Source organism: Aeromonas sp. QDB20 (assembly GCF_027707805.1).
In the GTDB taxonomy this organism is placed as follows: Bacteria; Pseudomonadota; Gammaproteobacteria; order Enterobacterales; family Aeromonadaceae; genus Aeromonas; species Aeromonas dhakensis.
Window position 1 is genome coordinate 106,153 of the sequence record NZ_JAPCJC010000011.1, and the last position, 21,323, is coordinate 127,475.

36 protein-coding genes are annotated in these 21,323 nt (G+C 56.2%); 31 read left to right on the forward strand and 5 right to left on the reverse strand.

What is annotated here, in order from left to right:
• Window positions 1–66: 66 nt before the first annotated feature.
• Window positions 67–345, forward strand: a complete 279-nt coding sequence (locus PG897_RS14360; RefSeq protein ID WP_270829148.1) for a hypothetical protein — start codon at window positions 67–69, stop codon at window positions 343–345.
• Window positions 346–403: 58 nt separating this feature from the next.
• Here the strand turns inward: PG897_RS14360 and PG897_RS14365 are convergent, their stop codons facing one another.
• Both PG897_RS14365 and greB read right to left on the reverse strand, forming a co-directional pair.
• Window positions 404–2,713, reverse strand: coding sequence for a Tex family protein (locus tag PG897_RS14365; RefSeq protein ID WP_201882176.1), 2,310 nt, complete (start codon window positions 2,711–2,713; stop codon window positions 404–406).
• Window positions 2,714–2,992: 279 nt separating this feature from the next.
• Window positions 2,993–3,466 (reverse strand): transcription elongation factor GreB, encoded by a 474-nt coding sequence (greB, locus tag PG897_RS14370; RefSeq protein ID WP_011704309.1) that lies wholly within the window; start codon window positions 3,464–3,466, stop codon window positions 2,993–2,995.
• A gap of 225 nt (window positions 3,467–3,691) precedes the next feature.
• Here greB and ompR point away from each other — a divergent pair, with 225 nt between their 5' ends.
• Together ompR and envZ are read left to right on the forward strand one after the other, a co-directional pair.
• Window positions 3,692–4,411 (forward strand): osmolarity response regulator transcription factor OmpR, encoded by a 720-nt coding sequence (gene ompR / locus PG897_RS14375; protein ID WP_005307934.1) that lies wholly within the window; start codon window positions 3,692–3,694, stop codon window positions 4,409–4,411.
• Window positions 4,408–5,718 (forward strand): two-component system sensor histidine kinase EnvZ, encoded by a 1,311-nt coding sequence (envZ, locus tag PG897_RS14380; RefSeq protein WP_010635419.1) that lies wholly within the window; start codon window positions 4,408–4,410, stop codon window positions 5,716–5,718. The genes ompR and envZ overlap by 4 nt, the downstream gene beginning before the upstream one ends.
• A 37-nt stretch (window positions 5,719–5,755) precedes the next feature.
• Here the strand turns inward: envZ and PG897_RS14385 are convergent, their stop codons facing one another.
• Window positions 5,756–6,670: a DMT family transporter gene (locus PG897_RS14385; RefSeq protein ID WP_010635418.1), complete on the reverse strand. Its 915-nt coding sequence runs from the start codon at window positions 6,668–6,670 to the stop codon at window positions 5,756–5,758.
• 356 nt (window positions 6,671–7,026) lie between these two features.
• Between PG897_RS14385 and rpsJ the strand changes: the two genes are divergently transcribed.
• The 28 genes from rpsJ (at window position 7,027) to rplQ (ending at window position 20,649) form a co-directional block, all read left to right on the forward strand.
• On the forward strand, window positions 7,027–7,338 hold the full coding sequence (gene rpsJ / locus PG897_RS14390; RefSeq protein ID WP_005307944.1) for a 30S ribosomal protein S10: 312 nt from the start codon (window positions 7,027–7,029) through the stop codon (window positions 7,336–7,338).
• Between the two features lie 22 nt (window positions 7,339–7,360).
• Window positions 7,361–7,993, forward strand: coding sequence for a 50S ribosomal protein L3 (gene rplC / locus PG897_RS14395; RefSeq protein WP_005307947.1), 633 nt, complete (start codon window positions 7,361–7,363; stop codon window positions 7,991–7,993).
• A 17-nt stretch (window positions 7,994–8,010) separates the two neighbouring features.
• The gene (gene rplD / locus PG897_RS14400) at window positions 8,011–8,616 is read left to right on the forward strand and encodes a 50S ribosomal protein L4 (RefSeq protein WP_005307949.1); all 606 of its coding nucleotides are present in this window, start codon (window positions 8,011–8,013) and stop codon (window positions 8,614–8,616) included.
• On the forward strand, window positions 8,613–8,915 hold the full coding sequence (gene rplW / locus PG897_RS14405; RefSeq protein WP_005307955.1) for a 50S ribosomal protein L23: 303 nt from the start codon (window positions 8,613–8,615) through the stop codon (window positions 8,913–8,915). The genes rplD and rplW overlap by 4 nt, the downstream gene beginning before the upstream one ends.
• 15 nt (window positions 8,916–8,930) lie before the next feature.
• Entirely contained in the window at window positions 8,931–9,752 is an 822-nt protein-coding gene (gene rplB / locus PG897_RS14410; RefSeq protein ID WP_005307957.1) for a 50S ribosomal protein L2, read from the forward strand.
• Window positions 9,753–9,774: 22 nt separating this feature from the next.
• A complete protein-coding gene (rpsS, locus tag PG897_RS14415; protein WP_005307960.1) occupies window positions 9,775–10,053 on the forward strand; it encodes a 30S ribosomal protein S19 in 279 nt (92 codons plus the stop codon).
• A gap of 10 nt (window positions 10,054–10,063) precedes the next feature.
• Window positions 10,064–10,408: a 50S ribosomal protein L22 gene (gene rplV, locus PG897_RS14420; RefSeq protein ID WP_005319741.1), complete on the forward strand. Its 345-nt coding sequence runs from the start codon at window positions 10,064–10,066 to the stop codon at window positions 10,406–10,408.
• A gap of 3 nt (window positions 10,409–10,411) precedes the next feature.
• Window positions 10,412–11,125 (forward strand): 30S ribosomal protein S3, encoded by a 714-nt coding sequence (gene rpsC / locus PG897_RS14425; protein WP_005307962.1) that lies wholly within the window; start codon window positions 10,412–10,414, stop codon window positions 11,123–11,125.
• Window positions 11,126–11,138: 13 nt separating this feature from the next.
• A complete protein-coding gene (gene rplP / locus PG897_RS14430) occupies window positions 11,139–11,552 on the forward strand; it encodes a 50S ribosomal protein L16 (RefSeq protein ID WP_005307963.1) in 414 nt (137 codons plus the stop codon).
• The gene (gene rpmC, locus PG897_RS14435; RefSeq protein WP_005307965.1) at window positions 11,552–11,743 is read left to right on the forward strand and encodes a 50S ribosomal protein L29; all 192 of its coding nucleotides are present in this window, start codon (window positions 11,552–11,554) and stop codon (window positions 11,741–11,743) included. The genes rplP and rpmC overlap by 1 nt, the downstream gene beginning before the upstream one ends.
• Entirely contained in the window at window positions 11,743–11,991 is a 249-nt protein-coding gene (gene rpsQ / locus PG897_RS14440) for a 30S ribosomal protein S17 (protein WP_005307966.1), read from the forward strand. Before rpmC ends, rpsQ begins: the two co-directional genes overlap by 1 nt.
• A gap of 147 nt (window positions 11,992–12,138) precedes the next feature.
• Window positions 12,139–12,507: a 50S ribosomal protein L14 gene (gene rplN / locus PG897_RS14445; RefSeq protein ID WP_005307975.1), complete on the forward strand. Its 369-nt coding sequence runs from the start codon at window positions 12,139–12,141 to the stop codon at window positions 12,505–12,507.
• 11 nt (window positions 12,508–12,518) lie between these two features.
• Window positions 12,519–12,836 (forward strand): 50S ribosomal protein L24, encoded by a 318-nt coding sequence (rplX, locus tag PG897_RS14450; RefSeq protein WP_005307977.1) that lies wholly within the window; start codon window positions 12,519–12,521, stop codon window positions 12,834–12,836.
• Between the two features lie 13 nt (window positions 12,837–12,849).
• Window positions 12,850–13,389, forward strand: coding sequence for a 50S ribosomal protein L5 (gene rplE / locus PG897_RS14455; protein WP_005307978.1), 540 nt, complete (start codon window positions 12,850–12,852; stop codon window positions 13,387–13,389).
• Between the two features lie 10 nt (window positions 13,390–13,399).
• Window positions 13,400–13,705 (forward strand): 30S ribosomal protein S14, encoded by a 306-nt coding sequence (gene rpsN / locus PG897_RS14460; RefSeq protein ID WP_005307979.1) that lies wholly within the window; start codon window positions 13,400–13,402, stop codon window positions 13,703–13,705.
• Between the two features lie 20 nt (window positions 13,706–13,725).
• Complete coding sequence (gene rpsH / locus PG897_RS14465; protein ID WP_005307980.1) at window positions 13,726–14,118, forward strand: 30S ribosomal protein S8; 393 nt, start codon at window positions 13,726–13,728, stop codon at window positions 14,116–14,118.
• A 13-nt stretch (window positions 14,119–14,131) separates the two neighbouring features.
• Entirely contained in the window at window positions 14,132–14,665 is a 534-nt protein-coding gene (gene rplF / locus PG897_RS14470) for a 50S ribosomal protein L6 (protein WP_005307981.1), read from the forward strand.
• Between the two features lie 9 nt (window positions 14,666–14,674).
• Complete coding sequence (gene rplR / locus PG897_RS14475) at window positions 14,675–15,028, forward strand: 50S ribosomal protein L18 (protein WP_005340606.1); 354 nt, start codon at window positions 14,675–14,677, stop codon at window positions 15,026–15,028.
• 14 nt (window positions 15,029–15,042) lie between these two features.
• Window positions 15,043–15,543 (forward strand): 30S ribosomal protein S5, encoded by a 501-nt coding sequence (gene rpsE, locus PG897_RS14480; protein WP_005307983.1) that lies wholly within the window; start codon window positions 15,043–15,045, stop codon window positions 15,541–15,543.
• Between the two features lie 6 nt (window positions 15,544–15,549).
• Window positions 15,550–15,729, forward strand: a complete 180-nt coding sequence (gene rpmD, locus PG897_RS14485) for a 50S ribosomal protein L30 (RefSeq protein ID WP_005307985.1) — start codon at window positions 15,550–15,552, stop codon at window positions 15,727–15,729.
• A gap of 2 nt (window positions 15,730–15,731) precedes the next feature.
• Entirely contained in the window at window positions 15,732–16,169 is a 438-nt protein-coding gene (gene rplO / locus PG897_RS14490) for a 50S ribosomal protein L15 (RefSeq protein ID WP_005307987.1), read from the forward strand.
• A gap of 8 nt (window positions 16,170–16,177) precedes the next feature.
• Complete coding sequence (gene secY, locus PG897_RS14495) at window positions 16,178–17,506, forward strand: preprotein translocase subunit SecY (protein ID WP_123246570.1); 1,329 nt, start codon at window positions 16,178–16,180, stop codon at window positions 17,504–17,506.
• Window positions 17,507–17,533: 27 nt separating this feature from the next.
• Window positions 17,534–17,647: a 50S ribosomal protein L36 gene (gene rpmJ, locus PG897_RS14500; RefSeq protein WP_005319705.1), complete on the forward strand. Its 114-nt coding sequence runs from the start codon at window positions 17,534–17,536 to the stop codon at window positions 17,645–17,647.
• A gap of 139 nt (window positions 17,648–17,786) precedes the next feature.
• Window positions 17,787–18,143: a 30S ribosomal protein S13 gene (rpsM, locus tag PG897_RS14505; protein ID WP_005307991.1), complete on the forward strand. Its 357-nt coding sequence runs from the start codon at window positions 17,787–17,789 to the stop codon at window positions 18,141–18,143.
• 14 nt (window positions 18,144–18,157) lie between these two features.
• On the forward strand, window positions 18,158–18,547 hold the full coding sequence (rpsK, locus tag PG897_RS14510; RefSeq protein WP_005307993.1) for a 30S ribosomal protein S11: 390 nt from the start codon (window positions 18,158–18,160) through the stop codon (window positions 18,545–18,547).
• A gap of 39 nt (window positions 18,548–18,586) precedes the next feature.
• Window positions 18,587–19,207, forward strand: coding sequence for a 30S ribosomal protein S4 (gene rpsD, locus PG897_RS14515; RefSeq protein WP_005307996.1), 621 nt, complete (start codon window positions 18,587–18,589; stop codon window positions 19,205–19,207).
• A 25-nt stretch (window positions 19,208–19,232) separates the two neighbouring features.
• Entirely contained in the window at window positions 19,233–20,222 is a 990-nt protein-coding gene (locus PG897_RS14520) for a DNA-directed RNA polymerase subunit alpha (protein WP_005307997.1), read from the forward strand.
• Window positions 20,223–20,265: 43 nt separating this feature from the next.
• Window positions 20,266–20,649, forward strand: coding sequence for a 50S ribosomal protein L17 (gene rplQ / locus PG897_RS14525; protein WP_005307999.1), 384 nt, complete (start codon window positions 20,266–20,268; stop codon window positions 20,647–20,649).
• On the opposite strand, the gene PG897_RS14530 is transcribed toward rplQ, so the two are convergent.
• Together PG897_RS14530 and PG897_RS14535 are read right to left on the reverse strand one after the other, a co-directional pair.
• Window positions 20,591–21,103 (reverse strand): hypothetical protein, encoded by a 513-nt coding sequence (locus PG897_RS14530; RefSeq protein ID WP_270829151.1) that lies wholly within the window; start codon window positions 21,101–21,103, stop codon window positions 20,591–20,593. The two genes, rplQ and PG897_RS14530, sit on opposite strands and share 59 nt — an antisense overlap.
• Window positions 21,104–21,106: 3 nt before the next feature.
• The coding region (locus tag PG897_RS14535) for a hypothetical protein (RefSeq protein WP_270829152.1) at window positions 21,107–21,323 on the reverse strand (217 nt) is incomplete at its 5' end.

Sequence of the window (21,323 nt, forward strand, 5' to 3'; positions counted from 1 at the left end):
TCCCCCGCAAGCGACTATTTGCAACTACTCTGAGGGGTAATCCCATCCACACTCACAGGAGTCGTCATGCACTTTGATGAAGTCAAACCGGAAGATTTTGCCAACTTCTCCCGTGTCCCTCCGCCGCACCTCCAGATGGAGCAGTTTTTGATGCAGCTCGGTGGGGGCGGTACCGAAGGCACCCATTTCAAGAAGAAGGTGATGCTGGCGGCAGGGTGGAGTCATACCGGCGTCGTCTCTTATGGCAAATATCCGCAAGAGGCCTGCAAGGCATTCAACCGGCTGCGGGAGGTGCTGGCGGCCCATCAGGAGGCCGACGCCATTCTGAGCGCACTGGCCGAGTGAAGCGGCTGCACCACCGGCACAAAAAAGCCCCTCGCGGGGCTTTTTGCATTCTGGGGGCTTATTTCTTCAGTTTGGAGAGAGCGGCGGCAAAGGCGTTGCCCATGGCGCCGTCGGTCGGGGCGCTCTGACGGGCGGCCTGTTTCGGCTTGGCGTTGCCGGTGTGGTGGCGCGGCTCGGCCGGTTTGCGCGCCGGCTGGCCGGCCTTCTCATCCAGACGCATGGTCAGGCTGATGCGCTTGCGCGGTACGTCCACCTCCAGCACCTTGACCCGGACGATGTCGCCGGCCTTGACCACCTCGCGAGGATCCTTGACGAAGCGATCGGTCAAGGAGGAGATGTGCACCAGGCCGTCCTGATGGACGCCGATGTCGACGAAGGCACCGAAGTTGGTGACGTTGGTGACCACCCCTTCCAGCACCATCTCGGGCACCAGATCGCTGATTTTCTCCACCCCTTCTTTGAAGGTGGCGGTCTTGAACTCGGGGCGCGGGTCGCGGCCCGGCTTGTCCAGCTCGCCGATGATGTCGGTGACGGTGGGCACGCCAAACTGCTCATCGGTGTAGTCGGCGGGTTTGAGGGTGCGCAGCAGGCTGCTGTTGCCGAGCAGGCCGTCCACGGTCTGCTCCAGTTTGGCGAGGATCCGCTCCACCACAGGGTAGGATTCCGGGTGTACCGCCGAGCCGTCCAGCGGGTTGCTGCCGCCACGAATGCGCAGGAAGCCGGCACACTGCTCGAATGCCTTGGGGCCGAGCCGGCTCACTTTCAGCAGTTGCTGGCGGTGCTGGAAGGCGCCGTGTTCGTCCCGGTAGGCGACGATGTTCTGGGCCAGAGTCTGGGAGAGGCCGGAGACCCGGTTGAGCAGGGCGACCGAGGCGGTATTCACATCCACCCCCACCGCGTTCACGCAATCCTCGACCACCGCATCGAGCCGGCGGGCCAGCTGGCTCTGGCCGACATCGTGCTGATACTGACCGACGCCGATGCTCTTGGGATCGATCTTGACCAGCTCGGCCAGCGGATCCTGCAGGCGGCGGGCGATGGAGACGGCGCCGCGCAGGGAGACGTCGAGATCCGGGAATTCCTGGGAGGCAAGCTCGGAAGCGGAGTAGACCGATGCCCCCGCTTCACTCACCACGATCTTCTGGGCCTTGGTGGCCGGGTAGCGCTCGAACAGATCGCTCACCAGGCGGTCGGTTTCCCGCGAGGCGGTGCCGTTGCCGATGCTGATGAGTTCGACCTTGTGCTTCTGGCACAGCTCGCTCAGGGTCTTGAGGCTCTGGTCAACCTGGCGCTTGGGTTCGAACGGATAGATGGTCGCGGTATCGACCAGCTTGCCTGTGGCATCCACCACGGCCACCTTGACCCCGGTACGGATGCCGGGATCCAGCCCCATAGTGCATCGCATTCCCGCCGGTGCCGCCATCAACAGATCCTTGAGGTTCATGGCGAACACCTTGATCGCCTCCTCTTCCGCCGACTCGCGGATGCGGCCAATGAGCTCGGTCTCCATCTGCAGGGAGAGCTTGATCTTCCAGGTCCAGCTCACCACCCCCTGCAGCCACTTGTCGGCCGGGCGACTCTGCAGGTTCAGTCTGAGGTGATGGGCGATGATCCCCTCGCAGGGGCTGGCGCTCTCGTCGTCACCGGTGACCAGCGCCAGGTTGAGGATCCCCTCGTTGCGGCCGCGCAGCATGGCCAGCACCCGGTGGGAGGGGGCCTTGTGCAGCGGCTCGTCGTGCTCGAAGTAGTCCTTGAATTTGGCCCCTTCCTGCTCCTTGCCTGCCACCACGCGGGCGCGCAGGGTGGCGTTTTGCCACACATAGTCCCGCAGCTTCTCAAGGAGATCCGCCTGCTCGGCGAAGCGCTCCATCAGGATGTAGCGGGCACCGTCGAGGGCGGCCTTGTTGTCGCTGATCCCCTGCTCGGCGTTGAGGAAACGGGCCGCCTCCTGTTCGGGATCTTTCATCGGGTCGCTCAGCAGCAGGTCTGCCAATGGTTCCAGCCCCGCCTCGATGGCCATCTGCCCCTTGGTGCGGCGCTTGGGTTTGTAGGGGAGGTAGAGATCTTCCAGCCTGGTCTTGCTGTCGGCCTCGTTCAGCTCGCGGGCCAGCTCGGGGGTCAGCTTGCCCTGCTCTTCGATGGAGCGCAGGATCACCTGGCGGCGATCCGCCAGTTCGCGCAGGTAACCGAGCCGGCTCTCCAGGGTGCGCAGCTGGCTGTCGTCCAGACCGCCAGTCACCTCTTTGCGGTAACGGGCGATGAAGGGGACGGTGGCGCCTTCGTCCAGCAGGCGAACGGCGGCCTGCACCTGTTCCGGGCGGGCATTCAGCTCACCGGCAATCTGATGTTCTATTACGTGGCTTTGCATCGAGGGTCTCTGTGGTCGGGTCCAGAACAACGGGCTGGCGCGAGGGCGATGTCGCCGGGCAAGAGGCTGTCAGGGCGGTACTCAAGGTATCAGCCAGGCCACTGCCGCGCGGGCCGGTTGGCGCCGCAAGGCGCCGGGTGTGAGCACTATATGGGGTAGGACAGCGGGATGCCAGCCCTGGTAGAGAGGGCGGTGTCCTCCCTGGATGAGAGGCGGAACAAACCCATGCTGGCTGTGGTAGCCGGTTGGCAGGGCAGGTGGCTGTGGCGTGACAGCGGCTTATTTGGGATAGCTGATCTCATTGATGTACCAGCAGGCGTCACCGACTGGCGTACGCACTATGGCCTCGTCACCCACCTCTTTCTTGAGCAGGGCGCGGGCCATGGGGGAGTCGATGGAGATGTAATCCTTGCGCTCGAAGATTTCGTCATAGCCGACGATGCGAAAACGCTTGGTCTCTCCCTCCTCGTTTTCCACCTCGACCCAGGCGCCGAAGAAGACCTTGCCCTCCTGGGCGGGGGAGTAGTCGACGATCCCCAGCTCCTCGAGGCACTTGCGCAGGTAACGGACCCGCCGATCGATCTCCCGCAGCCGCTTCTTGTTGTACTGGTAATCCGCATTCTCGCTGCGATCGCCGAGGCTGGCCGCCCAGGCCACTTTGCGGGTGGTCTCGGGGCGCTCCTCGCGCCAGAGGAAATCGAGCTCCTGCTTGAGCTTGTTGTAGCCTTCACGGGTGATCAACTTGGTCTTCATGGAGGGTCCCTGTGTCGATGGGGCGGATGAGCCTCTTATGGCTCGGCAGATCTTATCCGCTGTCGCCTTGCTGTCGAGCAAAAACTGGCGGGCCGGATGACTCTGGGGGCAGGGGAAAAGTGGCGTCATGCCGGCAGCACGGGCAATAACCGGTAACATATTTATGCTTTGCCGTTACGAGTCCGGGCTCTAGTATTGGCAGCATATCGAGAGGAGAGGCAAGCAATGAGTCAGCAATACAAGGTTCTGGTCGTCGACGATGATTTGAAATTACGTTCCCTGCTGGAGCGCTACCTGACCGAACAGGGGTTCGTGGTTCGGGGCGTCGCCAATGGCGAACAGGCCGACCGCCTGCTGACCCGAGAGAACTTCAGCCTGATGGTGCTCGACCTGATGCTGCCGGGGGAAGACGGCCTCTCCATCTGTCGCCGCCTGCGCGAGGCTGGCAACCAGATCCCGGTGCTGATGCTGACCGCCAAGGGGGATGAGGTGGACCGCATCGTCGGCCTCGAGATGGGAGCCGATGATTACCTGCCCAAGCCGTTCAATCCTCGTGAGCTGCTGGCCCGGATCCGCGCCGTGCTGCGCCGCCACACCGTCGAGTTGCCGGGCGCCCCCTCTACCGCCGAGAAGGTGGTTAGCTTTGGCAGCTACCAGCTCAACCTGGCAACCCGTGAGTTGAGTCGCGATGGCGATCCGGTGGCACTGACCAGCGGCGAATTCGCCGTGCTCAAGGTGCTGGTGAGCCATCCGCGCGAGCCTCTCTCCCGCGACAAGCTGATGAACCTGGCCCGCGGTCGCGAATATACCGCCACAGAGCGCAGCATCGATGTGCAGGTTTCCCGCCTGCGCCGCCTGCTGGAGCAGGACCCGGCGCAGCCTCGTTATCTGCAGACCGTCTGGGGTCTGGGCTATGTGTTCGTGCCGGACGGTGACGGCGAATGAAGAAAGTGAGCAGCATGTTCTCCCGCATGCTCTGGTTTTTGGCCGCCGTGCTGGTGGTCTATCAGTTTGTCTCCTATGCCACCTTCTACAACTATCTGCTGGCGCCGACCGTCAAACAGATCAGCCACCTGCTGGCCAATCAGGTCAAGCTCATCTTCCCGGTCGAGAGCAACCAGCTGGCGCTCAGTGAAGATGCCGAGGCGCTGGTTTACGTGGCGACCGGCAGCGACATCTATACCCAGACCGAGGCGGAGCAGCACGGGCTCAAGGAGTCCAAACCCTACACCTATCTGGAAGAGAGCATCAGTCGCGAGCTGGGGGGCAAGACCAAGGTGCGGGTCGAGATCCAGGACCACTACATCATCTGGATCCAGCCGCCCCAGGCCAACAAGGTGTGGGTGCGCATCCCGCTGACCGAGATCGAGGATGACGACATCGAGCCGCTGATCCTCTACATGAGCGTGCTGCTGGTGGTGACCCTGTTCGCGGCCTGGCGGTTTGCCCGCCAGCTGGTGCGGCCGCTGGAGGAGCTGGAGGCGGGGGCCGTGGCGGTTGCCCGCGGCAACTTCCCCGATGCGCTGGGGGAGCAGGGCTCGCGGGAGGTGCGCCGGCTGACCCGCACCTTCAACCACATGTCGAGCTCCATCAAGAGCCTTATCGAAGAGCGAAACATGATGATGGCGGGCGTTTCCCACGATCTGCGTACGCCGCTGACCCGTATCCGGCTGGCGACCGAGATGATGTCCTCAGGGGATGAGTATCTCAAGGAGAGCATCAACGCGGACATCGACGAATCGAACGGCATCATCGACCAGTTCATCGATTACATTCGCCCGGACGAGGGGCTGGATACCCAGCCGGTGGACCTGACCCAGCTGATCCACGATGTGCTGCTGGTGCAGACCGACCAGGGGCTGGAGGTGGAGCTCGAGCTGCCAGCCGAGGCGGTGCGGGTCGCCTGCAACCCCATCAGTATCCGGCGCATCCTCAACAACCTGTCGGGCAATTCGTTGCGCTACGGGGCGAGCCGGCTGCAGGCCGAGCTCAAGGATGACGGTCACTGGGTCCGGCTGCGCTTGTCAGATGACGGCCCCGGCATTCCGGAACAGGATTATTACCGGGTACTCAAGCCCTTCACCCAGGGCAACGAGGCGCGTACCGGCAGCGGCAGTGGGCTGGGGCTGGCCATCGTCGCCAAGATCGTCTCCCAGCATCACGGCACCATCAGGCTGGGGCGTGCCGAGCAGGGGGGCTTGCTGGTGGAGATCCGGCTGCCCAAGAACCAGCCGCTGGAGTGGATTGATTGAACGAAGGGCGCATCCGTGGATGCGCCCTTCTGCATTGTCAGGCCTGCGGCTCGGTTGCCTTGCGGTAACGCTTGCCGTATTTCAGCTGCTGGATCAGCAGGGCGGCGACGATGAGCGCCAACCCGATGGGGGTGGCCGGGTGAATTGTCTCGCCGATCAACAGGTTGAGCAGCACCAGCGAGGCAAACGGCGAGATGAAGATTAGATTGCTGATGGGGGCCGTGTTGGTGGCGTGGCGTAGCGCCATCAGCCAGAGCACGAAGCCGAAGCCCATCTCGAACAACCCCACGTAGATGGCGCCGGCCCACCCCTGCCAGGCGGTCATGGCAAAATCGGAGAGCAGCCAGGTCGCCACGACGATGAACGGCAGGCTGATGATGAAGCCGAGCAGCAGGCTGACGATGGGATCTCCCTGATTGCGGGTGTTGAGGATCCAGTAGCCGGCCCAGATGAGGGTTGACACCAGCGCCAGCGTCACGCCGAGGGGGCTGTCGAACTGCAGACCGAACACATCCCCTCTGGTCGCGATCACCAGAGCACCGAAGTATCCCAGCACGATGGCCACCCCGTCGCGGCGGCGCAGCTTCTGGCCGAGGAAGGGGACGGCCAGCAGACTGAGGGTGATGGCCCAGGTGTAGTTGAGGGTCTGCGCCTGCTGGGCGGGCAGCAGATCATACGCCTTGAACAGCAGCAGGTAATAGAGGAAGGGGTTGAGCACCCCCAGCGCCAGATAGTAGAGGGGGCGGCCCTTGATGTAGCTGAGCAGCAGCGGCAGCTTGCCCTGACAGGCCACGATCACCCCCAGCGTCAGGGTCGAGGTGCAGGCCGCGACCAGCAACAGCTGCACCGGCTCGAAGTAGGTGAGAGAGATCTTGAAGGCGCTGGCCACCGTCGACCAGAGGGCGACGGCGCAGAGGCCATATTGATAGGCTTTTTTCTGATCTTTGAGCATGAGAAATCGTTCCGGTGATCAAGGCTGTGGCACAGTCTACCAGCCTGTTTGCAACATTGTCGTTACCCGCGCCGGACGGGGGATCATGTGGCGGCGGCAGAGATCCATCCGTCACATAAAATTGTGCACATTCTGTTCGCCTTCCCTTGCGCAAATTGAAAAAATCCGTATAATCCCCTCCGCTTACCCATGAGGTAAGCCAGACGATATGTCTGCTTGCTGAGTTTTTCGCTTGCGAAGGCCAGCCATACAGTCTCCCCGATATGGGGAGAAACGTGAAAAATCACACCTCTGGCGGGAGTAATCTCGGTCGGGCGGTGTTGATTTATGTTCTTTTATCTATTGGAGCTCTGTCAATGCAGAACCAAAGAATCCGTATCCGCCTGAAGGCTTTTGATCATCGCCTGATCGATCAATCCACTGCGGAAATCGTTGAAACTGCTAAGCGCACTGGCGCGCAGGTTCGCGGTCCTATCCCGCTGCCGACTCGCAAAGAGCGTTTCACCGTTCTGATCTCCCCGCACGTCAACAAAGACGCGCGTGATCAGTACGAGATCCGCACTCACAAGCGTCTGGTAGACATCGTTGAGCCGACTGACAAGACCGTAGACGCTCTGATGCGTCTGGATCTGGCAGCTGGTGTAGACGTCCAGATCAGCCTGGGTTAATTACGGAAAGAGGTTGATAACAATGACAATCGGTCTTGTAGGTCGCAAAGTGGGTATGACTCGCATCTTCACTGAAGATGGCGTTTCTATCCCCGTGACTGTTATCGAAGTTGAAGCTAACCGTGTAACTCAGGTCAAATCTGTAGAAACCGACGGCTACAACGCTATTCAGGTTACCACTGGCTCCAAGAAAGCTAGCCGCGTAACCAAGCCGGAAGCTGGCCACTTCGCCAAAGCTGGTGTAGAAGCCGGTCGTGGTCTGTGGGAATTCCGCCTGAACAACGGTGAAACTTTCACTGTTGGTAGCGAGCTGAAAGTAGATCTTCTCGCTGACGTTAAGCTGGTAGACGTTACCGGCACATCCAAGGGTAAAGGTTTTGCCGGTACTGTTAAGCGCTGGAACTTCCGCACCCAGGATATGACCCACGGTAACTCTCTGTCCCACCGTGTACCTGGCTCCATCGGTCAAAACCAGACCCCGGGCCGTGTATTCAAGGGCAAAAAGATGGCTGGTCACATGGGTGCTGAGCGTGTAACGACTCAGAACCTGGAACTGGTTCGTGTTGACGCTGAACGCAACCTGCTGCTCATCAAAGGCGCAGTACCGGGTGCAACCAACGGCAACGTGATCGTTAAACCTGCCGTCAAAGCGTAACGTCTGAGGAGATAGTAATGGAATTGGTAATGAAAGACGCCAAGAGCGCTCTTGAAGTTTCCGAGACTACCTTCGGGCGCGAATTCAACGAAGCTCTGGTTCACCAGGTTGTCGTTGCTTATGCCGCTGGTGCCCGTCAGGGTACTCGTGCGCAGCTGACTCGCTCTGAAGTGTCTGGTGGCGGCAAAAAGCCGTGGCGTCAGAAGGGTACTGGTCGTGCCCGTGCTGGCTCCATCCGTTCGCCCATTTGGCGTTCCGGTGGTGTGACTTTTGCTGCTAAGCCGCAAGATCACAGCCAGAAAGTAAACAAGAAGATGTACCGCGGCGCTATCCGTAGCATCCTGTCCGAGCTGGTACGTCAAGAGCGCCTGATCGTTGTTGAGAAGTTCGGCATCGAAGCTCCGAAAACCAAAGAACTGATCGCCAAGCTGAAAGAAATGGAACTGTCTGACGTTCTGATCGTGACTGCTGAAGTCGATGAGAACCTGTTCCTGGCTGCTCGTAACCTGTACAAAGTTGACGTGCGTGACGTTGCCGGTATCGACCCGGTCAGCCTGATCGCTTTCGACAAGGTTCTGATGACTGCTGACGCAGTTAAGCAAATCGAGGAGATGCTGGCATGATCCGTGAAGAGCGTCTGCTGAAAGTTCTGAAGGCTCCGCACATCTCTGAAAAGAGCACCATGGTCGCAGAAAAGCAGAACACTATCGTGTTCAAAGTTGCTGTTGATGCCACCAAGGCGGAAGTCAAAGCTGCAGTTGCGAAACTGTTCGAGGTCGAAGTTGAGACCGTCCGTACCCTGAACATGAAGGGTAAGACCAAGCGCGCAGGTGCACGCGTAGGCCGTCGTTCCGATTGGAAAAAGGCTTATGTGACCCTGAAAGCTGGTCAGGACATCGACTTCATGGGCGCAGCCGAGTAAGAGGAGTTCTGAAAAATGGCAATCGTTAAGTGCAAGCCTACTTCTCCGGGCCGCCGCCACGTCGTCAAGATCGTCAACCAAGACCTGTACAAGGGCAAGCCCTTTGCAGCTCTGCTGGACAAGAAAGACAAGTCCGGTGGTCGTAACAACAACGGCCGCATCACCACCCGTCACATCGGCGGTGGTCACAAGCAACACTACCGTATCGTCGACTTCAAGCGCGACAAAGACGGTATCCCGGCCAAAGTAGAGCGCCTGGAATACGATCCGAACCGTACCGCAAACATCGCCCTGGTGCTGTATGCAGACGGTGAGCGTCGTTACATCCTGGCTCCGAAAGGCCTGAAAGCTGGTGATGCAATCGCTTCTGGTGCTGATGCCGCAATCAAGGTAGGTAACACCCTGCCGATGCGCAACATCCCGGTCGGTTCTACCGTTCACGCTGTTGAGATGAAGCCTGGTAAAGGTGCCCAGCTGGCTCGTTCCGCTGGTACTTTCATCCAGATCCTGGCTCGTGAAGGTAACTATGTAACTCTGCGTCTGCGTTCCGGCGAAGTACGTAAAGTTCTGGCCGAGTGCCGCGCCACCATCGGTGAAGTTGGTAACTCCGAGCACATGCTGCGTCAACTGGGTAAAGCCGGTGCAAACCGCTGGCGTGGTATTCGTCCGACCGTTCGCGGTATGGCGATGAACCCGGTAGACCACCCGCACGGTGGTGGTGAGGGTCGTAACAAGGGCATGCAGCCTGTGTCCCCATGGGGCCAGAAGGCTAAAGGCTTCAAGACCCGTAAGAACAAGCGTACCGACAAGTACATCGTACGTCGTCGTAACAAGTAATTGTTAACATAGAGGAATCACCATGCCACGTTCTCTCAAGAAGGGTCCATTTATCGACCTGCACTTGCTGAAGAAGGTAGAGAAAGCGGTGGAAAGCGGGGATAAAAAGCCGGTTAAGACCTGGTCCCGTCGTTCAATGATCATCCCGAACATGATCGGTTTGACCATCGCTGTCCATAATGGTCGTCAGCACGTTCCGGTTTTCGTTACCGAAGAAATGATCGGTCACAAACTGGGTGAATTCGCACCTACTCGTACTTATCGCGGCCATGCTGCTGATAAGAAGGCTAAGAAGCGCTAAGGGATAAATGATGGAAGCTATCGCTAAACACCGTTATGCCCGTACTTCTGCCCAGAAAGCTCGTCTGGTAGCCGATCAAGTACGTGGTCTGTCCGTAGACAAGGCTCTGAACATCCTGACCTTCAGCCCGAAAAAGGCTGCAGTTCTGGTGAAGAAAGTGCTGGAATCTGCCATTGCAAACGCTGAGCACAACGAAGGCGCCGACATCGACGCCCTGCGTGTTGCTACTATCATGGTCGACGAAGGTCCCTCCATGAAGCGCATCCGTCCTCGTGCCAAAGGTCGCGCGGATCGTATCCTCAAGCGTACCGCTCACATCACCGTAGTGGTATCCGACGCTAAGGCTGGGAGATAAGCAATGGGTCAGAAAGTACATCCTAATGGCATTCGCCTGGGTATTACCAAGCCTTGGAATTCTACCTGGTTCGCGAACACCAAAGACTTCGCTGACAACCTGTACAGCGATTTTCAAGTACGCCAGTTCCTGACCAAGGAACTGAAAAACGCGTCCTTGTCCAAGATCACCATCGAGCGTCCGGCCAAGAGCATCCGTGTGACCATTCACACCGCTCGTCCGGGTGTTGTGATCGGTAAGAAAGGCGAAGACGTTGAAAAACTGCGCAAAGCTGTAGCCACTATTGCTGGCGTGCCTGCTCAGATCAACATTTCCGAAGTCCGCAAGCCGGAGCTGGATGGCAAACTGGTTGCCGACAGCATCACTTCCCAGCTGGAGCGTCGCGTAATGTTCCGTCGTGCTATGAAGCGCGCCGTACAAAACGCCATGCGCCTGGGTGCCAAGGGCATCAAGGTGGAAGTTTCCGGTCGTCTGGGCGGCGCTGAAATCGCGCGTACCGAATGGTACCGTGAAGGTCGTGTGCCCCTGCACACCCTGCGTGCCGACATCGACTACGCAACTTCTGAAGCCCACACCACTTACGGTGTGATCGGCGTTAAAGTTTGGATCTTCAAGGGCGAAGTTCTGGGCGGTCTGGCTGCTGTCAACGCTGCCGCTGCTCAAGAGCAAGCTCCTGCGAAGCCCAAGCGTGACAACAAGCGCCGCGCTGCCAAGTAAGGAGATTCGGTAAATGTTGCAACCAAAGCGTACTAAATTCCGCAAGACCCACAAGGGTCGTAACCGCGGTCTGGCCAACTCTGGTAACGAAGTATCCTTCGGTACCTTTGGCCTGAAGGCGACATCCCGTGGCCAGCTGACTGCTCGTCAAATCGAAGCAGCCCGTCGTGCCATGACCCGTCACGTTAAGCGTCAGGGTAAGATCTGGATCCGTGTGTTCCCGGACAAGCCGATTACCGAAAAGCCCCTCGAAGTTCGTATGGGTAAAGGTAAGGGTAACGTGGAATACTGGGTTTGCCCGATCCAGCCTGGCAAGGTTCTGTACGAGATGGACGGTGTACCTGAGGCTCTGGCGCGTGAAGCGTTCGCCCTGGCCGCAGCCAAGCTGTCTGTTCAGACCACTTTCGTAATTAAGACGGTGATGTGATGAAAGCCCAAGATCTGCGTCAAAAGAGCGTCGAAGAACTGAACCAGGAGCTGCTGGGCCTGCTGCGCGAGCAATTCAACATGCGCATGCAAGCTTCCACCGGCCAGCTGGCTCAGACTCACACTCTGAAACAAGTGCGTCGTGACGTCGCACGTATCAAGACTGTACTGACTGAGAAGGCAGGTGCGTAATGACTGATAAAATCCGTACTCTGCAGGGTCGTGTAATCAGCGACAAGATGGACAAGTCCATCACTGTCGCCATCGAGCGCAAGGTAAAGCACCCGATCTACGGTAAGATCATCAAGCGCACTACCAAGCTGCACGTGCATGACGAAAACAACGAATGCAAAGCTGGCGACCTCGTGGAAATCCGCGAATGCCGCCCGCTGTCCAAGACCAAGTCCTGGACCCTGGTTGCCGTTGTAGAAAAGGCCTAATCGGTACTTTGTAGTCTAAACGGCCCCTTGATGGGGCCGTTTGTTTTTTAGGCTACCTTTTCTAAAAATCCTGTGTTATAGTTTCGCGCCTTTTGAAGGCAGCCAGATCCCGAGAGGGATAAGAAGTAAACAAAGCGGAGCACTAAGATGATCCAGATGCAAAGTATGCTGGGTGTTGCCGACAACTCCGGCGCTCGCAGTGTAATGTGTATTAAGGTTCTGGGTGGTTCGCACCGCCGTTACGCCGGCATCGGCGACATCATCAAGGTTTCCATCAAGGAAGCTATTCCTCGCGGTAAAGTGAAGAAAGGTGATGTGTATAACGCGGTGGTCGTACGCACCCGTAAAGGCGTTCGTCGTCCGGACGGCTCTGTCATCCGTTTCGACAACAATGCGGCTGTGTTGCTTAACAACAACCAGCAGCCGATCGGTACTCGTATTTTTGGCCCGGTGACCCGTGAACTGCGTAATGAGAAGTTCATGAAGATTGTGTCCCTGGCACCCGAAGTACTGTAAGGAGTCGAACGATGGCAGCTAAAATCCGTCGCGAAGACGAAGTGATTGTTCTTACCGGCAAAGACAAGGGCAAGCGTGGCAAAGTCACTCAAGTTCTGATTGCTAAAGGTAAGGTAATCGTGGAAGGCATCAACCAGGTGAAGAAACACCAGAAGCCGGTACCCGCACTGGGTCAGGCTGGCGGTATCGTCACCAAAGAAGCCCCCATCGATGTATCTAACGTAGCGCTGTTCAACTCTGCCACTGGCAAAGCTGACCGCGTTGGTTTCCGGATTGAAGACGGCAAAAAAGTTCGCTTCTTCAAATCCACCGGCGAACTTGTGAAGTAATTGGAGTTTAACGATGGCGAAACTGCATGATTACTACAAATCAGATGTAGTAAATGAACTGACCAAGCAGTTCGGTTACAAGACTATCATGCAAGTCCCTCGGATCGAGAAAATCACCCTGAACATGGGTGTTGGTGAAGCGATCTCTGACAAGAAATTGCTGGAAAATGCTGCTGCCGATATGGCTGCCATTTCCGGTCAGAAGCCGCTGATCACCAAAGCTCGCAAATCTGTTGCGGGCTTCAAGATTCGTGAAGGCTACCCGATAGGTTGTAAAGTAACCCTGCGTGGCGAGCGTATGTGGGAGTTCCTGGAACGGCTGATTTGCATCTCCGTACCGCGTATCCGTGACTTCCGTGGCCTGAACGCTAAAGCGTTCGACGGTCGTGGTAACTACTCCATGGGCGTGCGTGAGCAAATCATCTTCCCGGAAATCGACTATGACAAGGTCGATCGCGTTCGTGGTCTGGATATCACCATCACCACTTCCGCGAATACCGATGAAGAAGGCCGTGCTCTGCTGGCTGCCTTTAACTTCCCATTCCGCAAGTAAGGTTAGGGTTATGGCTAAAACATCCATGAAAGCACGTGAAGTAAAGCGTGCGAAGCTGGTAGCCAAGTACGCGACCAAGCGTGCCGAGCTCAAAGCTATCATCGTTGATATGAACGCTTCTGAAGAAGCGCGTTGGGATGCTGTTCTGCAACTGCAACAGCTGCCCCGTGATTCCAGTCCGTCCCGTCAGCGTAACCGTTGCAACATTACTGGTCGTCCGCACGGTTTCCTGCGTAAGTTTGGTCTGTCCCGCATCAAGGTGCGTGAGCATGCCATGAAGGGCGAAATTCCGGGCCTGAAAAAGGCCTCTTGGTAAAGAATCTCGGGAGTTAGACTATGAGCATGCAAGATCCGATCGCGGATATGCTGACCCGCATCCGTAACGGTCAGGCGGCGAGCAAAGTTGCGGTTTCCATGCCTTCTTCCAAGCTGAAAGTGGCTATTGCCAAAGTGCTGAAAGAAGAAGGTTACATCGCTGGCTACTCCGTAGCTGGTGACGTGAAACCGGAACTGGAAATTGAACTGAAATATTTCCAGGGCAAGCCGGTTGTAGAACTGATCCAACGCGTGAGCCGTCCCGGCCTGCGTATTTACAAGCGCACTACTGATCTGCCGAAAGTTATGGGCGGTCTCGGTGTTGCTATCGTGTCCACGTCTAAAGGTGTGATGACTGACCGTGCTGCCCGTAAAGCAAGCATGGGCGGTGAGATCATCTGCTACGTCGCTTAATAGGAGGTAGGAAATGTCTCGTGTTGCTAAGGCACCCGTCACTATTCCTGCTGGCGTAGAGGTGACTCTGAACGGCCAGGAACTGTCCATCAAAGGTGGTAAAGGTTCCCTGGTTCGCTCTATTCACGCCGGTGTAGAAGTGACCAAAGAAGACAATGTACTGAAGTTCGCCCCGCGCGACGGCATCGCTGGTGCTGACGCTCAGGCCGGTACTGCCCGTGCATTGGTCAACAACATGGTAATCGGTGTTACCCAAGGCTTCGAGCGCAAGCTGCAGCTGGTTGGTGTAGGTTATAAAGCCTCCATCAAGGGCAATGCTGTTGCGCTGGCTCTGGGCTTCTCTCACCCGGTAGAGCATGCGCTGCCGGCTGGTGTGACCGCTGAGTGCCCGACTGCCACAGAAATCGTTCTGCGTGGTGTCGACAAGCAGCTGGTTGGCCAAGTCGCCGCCGATATCCGTGCTTACCGCGCTCCGGAGCCCTACAAGGGCAAGGGTGTACGCTATGCCAACGAGCAAGTGCGTACTAAAGAAGCTAAGAAGAAGTAAGGTAACACTATGGACAAGAAAGCAGCTCGTCTCCGTCGTGCTACTCGTGCTCGGAAAAAGATGCAGGAACTGGGAGCTACCCGTCTGGTTGTTCACCGTACCCCGCGTCACATCTATGCGCAGGTTATTGCAGCCAACGGTTCCGAAGTTCTGGCCTCTGCTTCCACAGTAGAGAAGGCCATCAGTGAAGCTCTGAAATACACCGGTAACGCAGATGCTGCTACCGCTGTAGGTAAGGCTATCGCCGAGCGTGCCATTGCCAAAGGCGTTCAGAACGTATCTTTCGATCGTTCCGGTTTCAAGTATCACGGTCGCATCGCTGCTCTGGCAGCTGCTGCACGTGACGCTGGTCTTCAGTTCTAAGCTAGGAGTCGAAGATGGCTAAAGTCGAATCTCAAGCCGGCGAACTGCAAGAAAAGCTGATTGCAGTAAACCGTGTTTCGAAAACTGTTAAAGGTGGTCGTATCATGTCCTTCACCGCGCTGACCGTGGTGGGTGATGGTAACGGCCGTGTAGGTTACGGTTACGGTAAAGCCCGTGAAGTTCCGGCCGCTATTCAAAAAGCGATGGAACAGGCTAAGCGTAACCTGAACAAGGTTGAGCTGAACAACGGCACCCTGCACCACCCGGTGAAAGGTGTTCACTCCGGTTCCACCGTGTTCATGAAGCCGGCCTCTCAAGGTACTGGTATCATCGCAGGCGGCGCTATGCGTGCCGTTCTGGAAGTTGCTGGTATCCACAACGTGCTGGCTAAGACCTACGGTTCCACCAACCCAATCAACGTTGTTCGCGCCACTGTAGACGCTCTGGTTCAGGGTCAATCCCCGGAACAGATCGCTGCCAAGCGTGGTCTGCGCGTTGAAGAAATTCTGGGGTAATGCGACATGGCTAACACTGTAAAAGTAACTCAAACTCGCAGCTCTATCGGCCGTCTGCCAAAGCACAAGGCGACTCTGCGTGGTCTGGGTCTGCGTCGCATTGGTCACACCGTTGAGCTGGAAGATACTCCCTGCGTACGCGGCATGATCAACCAGGTTTATTACATGGTTAAGGTGGAGGGCTAAGCATGCGTCTGAATACTCTGTCTCCGGCCGCTGGTTCCAAGCGCGTTAAGCACCGTCCGGGCCGTGGTATCGGTTCTGGTCTGGGCAAGACCGGTGGTCGTGGTGTTAAAGGTCAAACCTCTCGTTCCGGTGGTGGCAAAGTCCGCAACGGTTTCGAAGGCGGCCAGATGCCTTTGAAAATCCGTCTGCCGAAGTTCGGTTTCTTCTCTCGCAAATCTTTGGTTTCTGCCGAAGTACGCCTGAACGAAATCGCCCTGGTAGAAGGTGATGTGGTCGACGTGAGCACTCTGAAGCAAGCCGGTGTTATTACCAAAAACATCGTGTTCGCTAAAGTTGTTCTGTCTGGCAACATTGACCGTGCTGTGACCGTTCGTGGTCTGTCCGTCACCAAGGGTGCACGTGCAGCCATCGAGGCCGCTGGCGGTAAAATCGAGGAATAATCAGTACAATGGCTAAGAAACCAGGATTGGATGTTAAAGCACAGGGTGGTCTGAGTGAACTGAAGAGCCGTCTGCTCTTCGTTCTCGGGGCGATTATCGTTTTCCGTGCAGGCTCTTATGTGCCGATTCCTGGTATTGACGCCGCCGTACTGGCCGAGTTGTTCCAACAACAGAAGGGCACCATCATTGAGATGTTCAACATGTTCAGTGGTGGTGCACTCTCGCGTGCTTCTATTCTTGCGCTGGGGATCATGCCGTACATTTCGGCCTCGATCATCATCCAGCTGCTGACTGTGGTTCACCCCTCTCTTGCTGAACTCAAGAAAGAAGGTGAATCCGGCCGTCGCAAGATTAGCCAATATACCCGTTGGGGCACGCTGGTTTTGGGAACTTTCCAGGCCATTGGTATTGCAACCGGTCTGCCGAATATGATGCAGGGACTCGTGACTCATCCGGGTTTGGGCTTCTATTTCACAGCCGTTGTGAGTCTGGTCACCGGTACCATGTTCTTGATGTGGTTGGGTGAGCAGATTACCGAGCGTGGGATTGGTAATGGTATCTCGTTGATTATCTTCACAGGTATCGTTGCTGGTCTGCCTCATGCCATTGGCGCTACGGCCGAACAGGCACGTCAAGGGGAATTGCACATCCTGCTGTTGTTGTTGCTGGGCTTGATTGTTTTCGCAGTGACTTACTTTGTGGTGTTCGTGGAGCGTGGTCAGCGTCGTATCGTCGTCAACTATGCCAAGCGTCAACAAGGCCGCCAGGTATTCGCAGCGCAAAGCACACACCTGCCGTTGAAAGTAAATATGGCCGGTGTGATTCCTGCGATTTTCGCATCCAGCATCATCCTCTTCCCGGGGACCATTACCTCTTGGTTTGGTCAGGGCGAGGGCAAGGTCGCCGATATCCTGCAACAGGTCTCTATGGTCCTGCAGCCGGGTCAGCCCTTGTATGAGATGCTCTATGCAGCAGCCATTATCTTCTTCTGCTTCTTCTATACCGCGCTGGTGTTCAACCCCCGCGAGACAGCAGATAACCTGAAGAAGAGTGGAGCCTTTATCCCGGGGATCCGCCCGGGCGAGCAGACAGCACGTTATATCGATAAGGTTATGACCCGCCTGACATTGGCAGGTGCGCTCTATATAACCTTTATCTGTCTGGTACCCCAGTTCCTGATGACTGCCTGGAACGTTCAGTTCTATTTCGGTGGCACCTCGCTGCTGATTATCGTGGTAGTTATCATGGACTTCATGGCTCAGGTTCAGACCCATATGATGTCTCATCAATATGGCGACGTCCTGAGGAAGGCCAACCTGAAGGGCTACGGCCGCTAAAGGTCGGCGTAGTTACGGAGTTAAGCAATGAAAGTTCGTGCTTCCGTTAAGGCAATCTGCCGTAACTGCAAAATCATCAAGCGTCACGGTGTGGTGCGTGTGATTTGCAGCGAGCCAAAGCATAAACAGCGCCAAGGCTAATTTTTTACGGTTAGTACTTGCAACAAATAGTTGTGCTGGCTAATATAGCCAGCCAACTTTTGTTGTGTATTGGTTGACCGCCACGTATCCGCTCACGGGCTTTGTGGTGGTCGTAATCTACTATATGTAGGAGTGAATAGTGGCCCGTATCGCTGGCATTAACATTCCTGACCATAAGCATGCAGTCATCGCTTTGACTGCTATTTATGGCGTCGGTCGTACCCGCTCCAAGGCCATCTGTGCCGCAGCCGGTATCGCTGAGAATGTGAAAATTAAAGACCTGGACGAAGCTCAGATCGAGAGTCTGCGTGAACAAGTAGGTAAATTCACCGTTGAAGGTGACCTGCGTCGTCAGATTTCCATGAACATCAAGCGATTGATGGATCTGGGTTGCTACCGTGGTTTGCGTCACCGTCGTAGCCTGCCTGTTCGTGGTCAACGTACCAAGACCAACGCTCGTACCCGTAAGGGTCCGCGCAAGGCTATCAAGAAGTAACGGGAAGGTAGAAAATGGCTAAAACTCCGACTCGTGCTCGCAAGCGCGTTAAAAAGCAAGTGAGCGACGGTATTGCGCACGTTCATGCATCTTTCAACAACACAATCGTGACCATTACTGACCGTCAGGGCAACGCTCTGTCTTGGGCTACTTCTGGTGGTTCCGGTTTCCGTGGTTCTCGTAAGTCCACCCCGTTCGCTGCTCAGGTAGCTGCCGAGCGCGCTGGTGAGATGGCCAAAGAATATGGCGTGAAGAACCTGGAAGTCATGGTTAAAGGTCCGGGTCCCGGTCGTGAGTCTTCCATCCGCGCTCTGAACGCGGCTGGTTTCCGCATCACTAACATTACTGATGTGACTCCGATCCCGCACAACGGTTGTCGTCCTCCCAAGAAGCGCCGCGTGTAACGCTGTAGCTACTTGGTCTAGGATTGTTGGAGAAAGAAGATGGCAAGATATATCGGTCCTAAGCTTAAGCTTAGCCGTCGTGAGGGCACCGACCTCTTCCTGAAGTCTGGTGTTCGTGCGATTGATTCTAAGTGCAAGATTGACACCGTTCCTGGTCAACACGGTGCGCGTAAAGCGCGTCTGTCTGACTACGGTGTTCAGCTGCGCGAGAAACAAAAAGTTCGTCGTATCTACGGCGTATTGGAAAAACAGTTCCGCAACTACTACCGCGACGCTGCCCGTCAAAAGGGTAACACCGGTGAAAACCTGTTGCAGCTGCTGGAAGGTCGTCTGGACAACGTCGTCTACCGCATGGGCTTCGGTGCTACCCGCGCTGAATCTCGTCAGCTGGTGAGCCACAAGGCCATCATGGTAAACGGTCGCGTTGTGAACATTCCTTCTTTCCAGGTTTCCCCTGAGGACGTGATCTGCGTTCGTGAGAAGGCTAAGAAGCAAGCGCGTATCAAAGCTGCCCTTGAGGTTGCTGGTCAGCGCGAGAAGCCGACTTGGGTAGAGGTTGATGCCGCTAAAATGGAAGGTGCTTTCAAGCGTCTGCCAGAGCGTTCCGACCTGTCTGCCGACATTAACGAACAGCTGATCGTCGAGCTTTACTCCAAGTAAAGCTAGCTTCTAAAGAGAGGACACAATGCTGGGTTCTGTAACAGATTTTCTTAAACCGCGGCTAGTTGACATCGAGCAAGTTAGCCCGACTCATGCGAAAGTGACTCTTGAGCCACTCGAGCGTGGCTTTGGTCACACGCTGGGCAACGCCTTGCGTCGTATTTTGCTGTCTTCTATGCCCGGTTGTGCAGTTACTGAAGTCGAAATTGACGGTGTACTGCATGAGTACAGCAGCAAAGAAGGTGTACAGGAAGACATTCTTGAAATCCTGCTCAACCTGAAAGGTATCGCTGTGAAGCTGGAAGGCAAGGACGAGGTAACTCTGTCCCTGACCAAGTCTGGAACAGGCCCCGTTACCGCTGGTGATATCACTCACGGTGATGAAGTCGAGATCGTAAACCCGGAGCACGTAATCTGCCACCTGACTGGTGCCAATGCTGAAATCAGCATGCGCCTGAAAGTTCAGCGCGGTCGTGGTTATGTGCCTGCTTCTGCTCGTGTTCACAACGATGATGAAGAGCGTCCTATCGGTCGCCTGCTGCTGGACTCCGCGTTCAGCCCCATCGTTCGTATTGCCTACAATGTTGAGGCAGCACGGGTTGAACAGCGTACCGACTTGGACAAGCTGGTCATCGACATGGAGACCAATGGTACCCTGGATCCTGAAGAAGCCATCCGTCGTTCTGCCACTATTCTGGCCGAGCAACTGGAAGCCTTCGTGGATCTGCGCGATGTCAGCGTGCCCGAGAAGAAAGAAGAGAAACCCGAGTTTGATCCGATTCTGCTGCGTCCTGTCGATGATTTGGAGCTGACAGTTCGTTCTGCGAACTGTCTGAAGGCAGAAGCTATCCACTATATTGGTGATCTGGTACAGCGTACCGAAGTTGAGTTGCTTAAGACTCCTAACCTCGGTAAGAAGTCCCTGACTGAGATCAAGGACGTGTTGGCCTCCCGTGGTCTGTCTCTTGGCATGCGCCTTGAGAACTGGCCGCCCGCCAGCATCGCTGACGAGTAATCCAGATTACGGGTTTCACAGATTTAGTTAGAAGGATAAGGTCATGCGCCATCGTTTGAGTGGTCGTCAACTGAACCGGAACAGCAGCCATCGTCAGGCTATGTTCCGCAACATGGCCAGCTCCCTGGTTCGTCATGAGATCATCAAGACGACTCTGCCTAAGGCAAAAGAGCTGCGTCGTGTAGTTGAACCGCTGATCACCCTTGCCAAGACTGATAGCGTTGCTAATCGTCGCCTGGCATTTGCCCGCACTCGCGATAACGCGATCGTGGCTAAGCTGTTCAATGAACTGGGCCCGCGCTACCTGGAGCGCGCCGGCGGTTATACTCGCATTCTGAAATGCGGTTTCCGTGCTGGCGACAACGCCCCTATGGCTTACATTGAGCTGGTAGACCGCCCGGCCGCTGCTGAAGCAGCTGCTGAGTGATAAAAGAAAAAGCCGGGCTTGTCCCGGCTTTTCTTTTAGTGGATTCTGATACTGCCTCAACTGCCTCAACTGCCTCAACTGCCTCAACTGCCTCAACTGCCTCAACTGCCTCAACTGCCTCAACTGCCTCAACTGCCTCAACTGCCTCAACTGCCTCAACTGCCTCAACTGCCTCAACTGCCTCAACTGCCTCAACTGCCTCAACTGCCTCAACCTGGTTCCGGGACCGGTCAAGGTCTACAGCTTTATATGTGATGTCTGTTAGCGCGCGGCATCCAGTTAGGTAGATATGAAGATCTTTGCTTCTTGTTACGCAAGAAGGGCGCTGAGATAGGTCAATCTCATCATTTCTGTGGATAAGTTTGTATAAAAGCTGTGCTTGGATATGAATAACTAAAAAAGTGCAGTTTTTTGCAATTTTATTGCAGGGGAGGGGTTGCCAGAACGAATTCACTCCCTATAATGCGCCTCCATCGACACGGCAAGCGGCAACGCAAACAACCGAGTCGATAGCCTCGAAAAGCCTTTGAAAATAAGGCTTGACTCGAGAAGGCGGTTGAGTAGAATGCCACTCCCGCAGCAGCCAAAAGCTGCGTCGCTCTTTAACAATTTGAATCAAGCAATCTGTGTGGGCACTCACAGCATCGAGCATCAAAAACAATTTTTGATTTTCA